This is a genomic window from Bradyrhizobium sp. PRIMUS42 (assembly GCF_023006515.1).
GTDB lineage: Bacteria > Pseudomonadota > Alphaproteobacteria > Rhizobiales > Xanthobacteraceae > Bradyrhizobium.
The window spans coordinates 1-3,218 of record NZ_JALBGZ010000702.1; the positions used below are offsets into that span (position 1 = coordinate 1).

At 63.8% G+C, this 3,218-nt stretch carries 5 protein-coding genes; 2 read left to right on the forward strand and 3 right to left on the reverse strand.

Annotation, left to right across the window (positions count from 1 at the left end; translation table 11 throughout):
- Together MOV75_RS32110 and MOV75_RS32115 are read left to right on the forward strand one after the other, a co-directional pair.
- Positions 1-326 (forward strand): diguanylate cyclase (locus MOV75_RS32110; protein ID WP_247007331.1); only part of this gene is annotated, 326 nt, incomplete at its 5' end.
- Positions 327-350: 24 nt separating this feature from the next.
- On the forward strand, positions 351-977 hold the full coding sequence (locus MOV75_RS32115) for an N-acetylmuramoyl-L-alanine amidase (protein ID WP_246931435.1): 627 nt from the start codon (positions 351-353) through the stop codon (positions 975-977).
- 222 nt (positions 978-1,199) lie between these two features.
- On the opposite strand, the gene MOV75_RS32120 is transcribed toward MOV75_RS32115, so the two are convergent.
- From MOV75_RS32120 to MOV75_RS32130, 3 genes are all read right to left on the reverse strand, one after another.
- Positions 1,200-1,541 (reverse strand): hypothetical protein, encoded by a 342-nt coding sequence (locus MOV75_RS32120; RefSeq protein ID WP_246931434.1) that lies wholly within the window; start codon positions 1,539-1,541, stop codon positions 1,200-1,202.
- Between the two features lie 192 nt (positions 1,542-1,733).
- On the reverse strand, positions 1,734-2,633 hold the full coding sequence (rpoH, locus tag MOV75_RS32125) for an RNA polymerase sigma factor RpoH (RefSeq protein WP_246931433.1): 900 nt from the start codon (positions 2,631-2,633) through the stop codon (positions 1,734-1,736).
- Between the two features lie 219 nt (positions 2,634-2,852).
- Positions 2,853-3,218 (reverse strand): RluA family pseudouridine synthase (locus MOV75_RS32130; RefSeq protein WP_247007333.1); only part of this gene is annotated, 366 nt, incomplete at its 5' end.

Consider the following 3,218-nt stretch of genomic DNA (forward strand, 5'->3'; position numbering starts at 1 on the left):
ACCGACAATCCAACCGCCGAGCCGCCACTCCCGTTGAAGTTCATTGCGCCGGACAGTGTCACGACCGACAGGTCCTGCTGCGCCAGGACGCCGCGGCCTGCATCGGCAAGGACATCCCGATCGCGATCTCGATCGGTGTCGCCGAGTGGGATCGCGGCATCGGTCAATTCCCGGATCGCCTGATCGCGCATGCCGATCACGCGCTCTATGCGGCCAAGAAGAACGGCAAGAACGACTTTGCCGTCTACGATCCGGCGCCGCCGCTCTCGCCCGAGCCGGTCGGTCCTCACGAGGGCGCGCGCAAAATTCGCCTGGAGCCGTGCTAGACCAGCGTCCGTGATTGGATCCGGATGATGATATCTCGCCTGCTCGTAGCCGTTCTCGCCGCTCTCTGTCTGATCGTCCCCGCCATTGCCGAGGACGCCGAACTGGCAAAGCTCGCGCGCGCTTCCGGCACACCCGACATTCCCGGCCTGAAGATGGTCTGGTTGGCGCCATGGGGCGACGTCCGCGACGCAAAAGGCTGGCGCAATATCATCGTGCACCAGACCGAAGGCCCGGCGGGCTCGGCGCGTGGCGGCGCGCAGGCGCAAGCGAAGGTTCCGACGCGGCGCGGCGTCACGGTGTGGGTCGAGACCGACGGCACGGTCTATTGGGCGGTGGCGGAGAATTTGGTGCCGACCCATGGCGACGGCGCCAACCGCAACGACAACAAGTACATCGACAACAGCTCGACCTATCGCCAGGTCGTGCGCGACAACTCGATCGGCGTCGAGTTCGCAGGCAACTATCCCGATGTCACGGCAGGCCCCACGGAGGCGCAGGTCGCGGCGTGGAAGATCCTCGTCAAGGTGCTGCGCGCGCGCTACGGCATCCCGCTCGAGCGCGTCTATGCCCACAACTGGATCGACTACAAGGACGCGCGCTATTGCGAAGGCTGCTGGCTCGCGGCCCTGGCGCGGGTGTGGGGGGAATAGTTAGCGCGCGCGGTGCGCTCTTCCTTCTCCCCCTGTTAACGCAAGCCGTAGGGTGGGCAAAGCGAAGCGTGCCCGCCATTTGCATGTAACTGGAGAGAATTCGTGGGCACGGCGCAAGTGCGCCTTTGGCACCCTACGAGTTCGGACACGCGGAGAGAACCCCTCACCCGTCTCGCCGCTGCCGGGGCGAGCCACCCTCTCCCACAAGGGGCGAGGGGAAGATCACACCGCCTGCGACATCCAGCCGAACAAGCGCCGCATCAATCCCGGCCGTTGCGGCAATTCCGGCGGTTCGTCCACGGCCAGCACGCGTTTGAAGAAGTAGTCCAGGAACACCATGTCGTTCGGCTCGGTGACGGTGAATTGCTCCTCGCCGAAGAACACGCTGTAGCTATAGAAGAAGGGACCCATCAGCGGGATCGTCGCCGTGCCCGCATAGTCCTTGGAGATCACGAACTCCGACGGCTCCAGCCCGTGCTCGCGCATCGCCTGCTCGACCAGCGGCAGCTTGCGCATGAACTGGGCTTCGAAGCCGCCGACGGTGGATTGCAGGATGATCGACACGGTGGGTGTCCATTGGCTTGATGCTGATCACTCTCATTTTTGGGTCGGTTGAGCGGCGATGCGGGTTCAAGATGCCTGGCCCCGCGTCTCCGCGCACATGCTGGACATCACCCGGCCAACAAAAAAGCCGGCGTTGCCGCCGGCTTTCTGTCTTTTTCGATCCGCCAATCTCTTGCCGCGGAAACGCTCCGCTTAATGCGCGGCTTCCAGCGCGGCCTGTTCGGCCTTTGCGATCGTGCCCTTGACCGCGGACTGCACCTTCTCGAAGGCGCGGACCTCGATCTGGCGGACGCGCTCGCGCGACACGCCGAACTCGGCGGCGAGGTCTTCCAGCGTCATCGGCTCATCGGCGAGGCGGCGGGCCTCGAAGATGCGGCGTTCGCGCGGGTTGAGCACACCCATGGCGCCGTTCAGCGCGTCACGGCGTTCGTCATATTCCTCGTGCTCGGCCAGCATGGCTTCCTGGTTGGGCGTATTGTCGACCAGCCAGTCCTGCCATTCGCCCGCTTCGCCGTCGTCGCGGATCGGCGCGTTGAGCGAGGCATCGCCGCCGAGGCGGCGGTTCATGTCGATCACGTCCTGATCGGTGACGCCGAGGCGCTTGGCAATGATCTTGACCTGGTCGGGGCGCAGATCGCCTTCGTCCAGCGCGTTGATCTTGCTCTTCGCCTTGCGCAGGTTGAAGAACAGCTTCTTCTGGTTCGCGGTGGTGCCCATCTTCACGAGCGACCAGGAACGCAGGATGTACTCTTGAATCGACGCCTTGATCCACCACATCGCGTAGGTGGCGAGACGAAAGCCCTTCTCGGGCTCGAAGCGCTTGACCGCCTGCATCAGGCCGACATTGCCTTCCGAGACGACCTCGGAAATCGGCAAGCCGTAGCCGCGATAGCCCATGGCGATCTTGGCCACGAGCCGGAGATGGCTGGTGACGAGTTGGTGCGCCGCGTCGCGATCGTCATGCTCGCGCCAACGCTTGGCGAGCATGTATTCCTGCTGGGGTTCCAGCATCGGGAACTTGCGGATCTCGGCGAGGTAACGAGAAAGGCCGGATTCTCCATTGAGGACCGGCAAAGCAGCGGTACGGGCCATACTGAAGCCCTCCAAAGGTTCAGGCCCCCGATAGCGGCGGGCCAGGCAGACGACCGCTGTGTTAAAGCCGGCCGTAGCTGCGATGTTCCGCGTTGGTCATTTCCAACGCAGGCGCAATATACCCCATGGGGGGTCAAAAAGGGAAGGATTGCTGACGTCACGTCCCCGTGTGGCAGCTATAATCTTTTGTAATGTAACGCTTTTCTTAAAACTCCTGCGTCATTGCGCCGCTTTCAGCGCGCCCTGAAGGAGAAGCAAATCCTCCGGCAAAGGCGCCTCCCAGTGGAGTAATTCTCCGGTCCTCGGGTGCTCCAGTACCAGCAAATACGCATGCAAGGCCTGCCGCCCCAGCGCGGCCAGAGCTGCTTGCGACTCGGGGCCAAGCTGGTTCGCCTTGGTCTTGAAATGCGGGCCATAGACCGCATCGCCCATCAGGGGATGGCCGATATGGGCGAGGTGGACGCGGATCTGGTGGGTGCGCCCGGTCTCGAGCTCGCAGGCGAGCAGCGTCGCAATCGGCTTGCCGTCGCGCCCGGCAAAGCTCTCCAGGACGTCCCAATGCGTCACCGCCTCGCGGCCGCCCTG

Coding starts and splice junctions, on each gene's coding strand:
- MOV75_RS32115 (WP_246931435.1), top strand. CDS start 351: ATGATGATATCTCGCCTGCTCGTAGCCGTTCTCGCCGCTCTCTGTCTG.
- rpoH (WP_246931433.1), bottom strand. CDS start 2,633: ATGGCCCGTACCGCTGCTTTGCCGGTCCTCAATGGAGAATCCGGCCTT.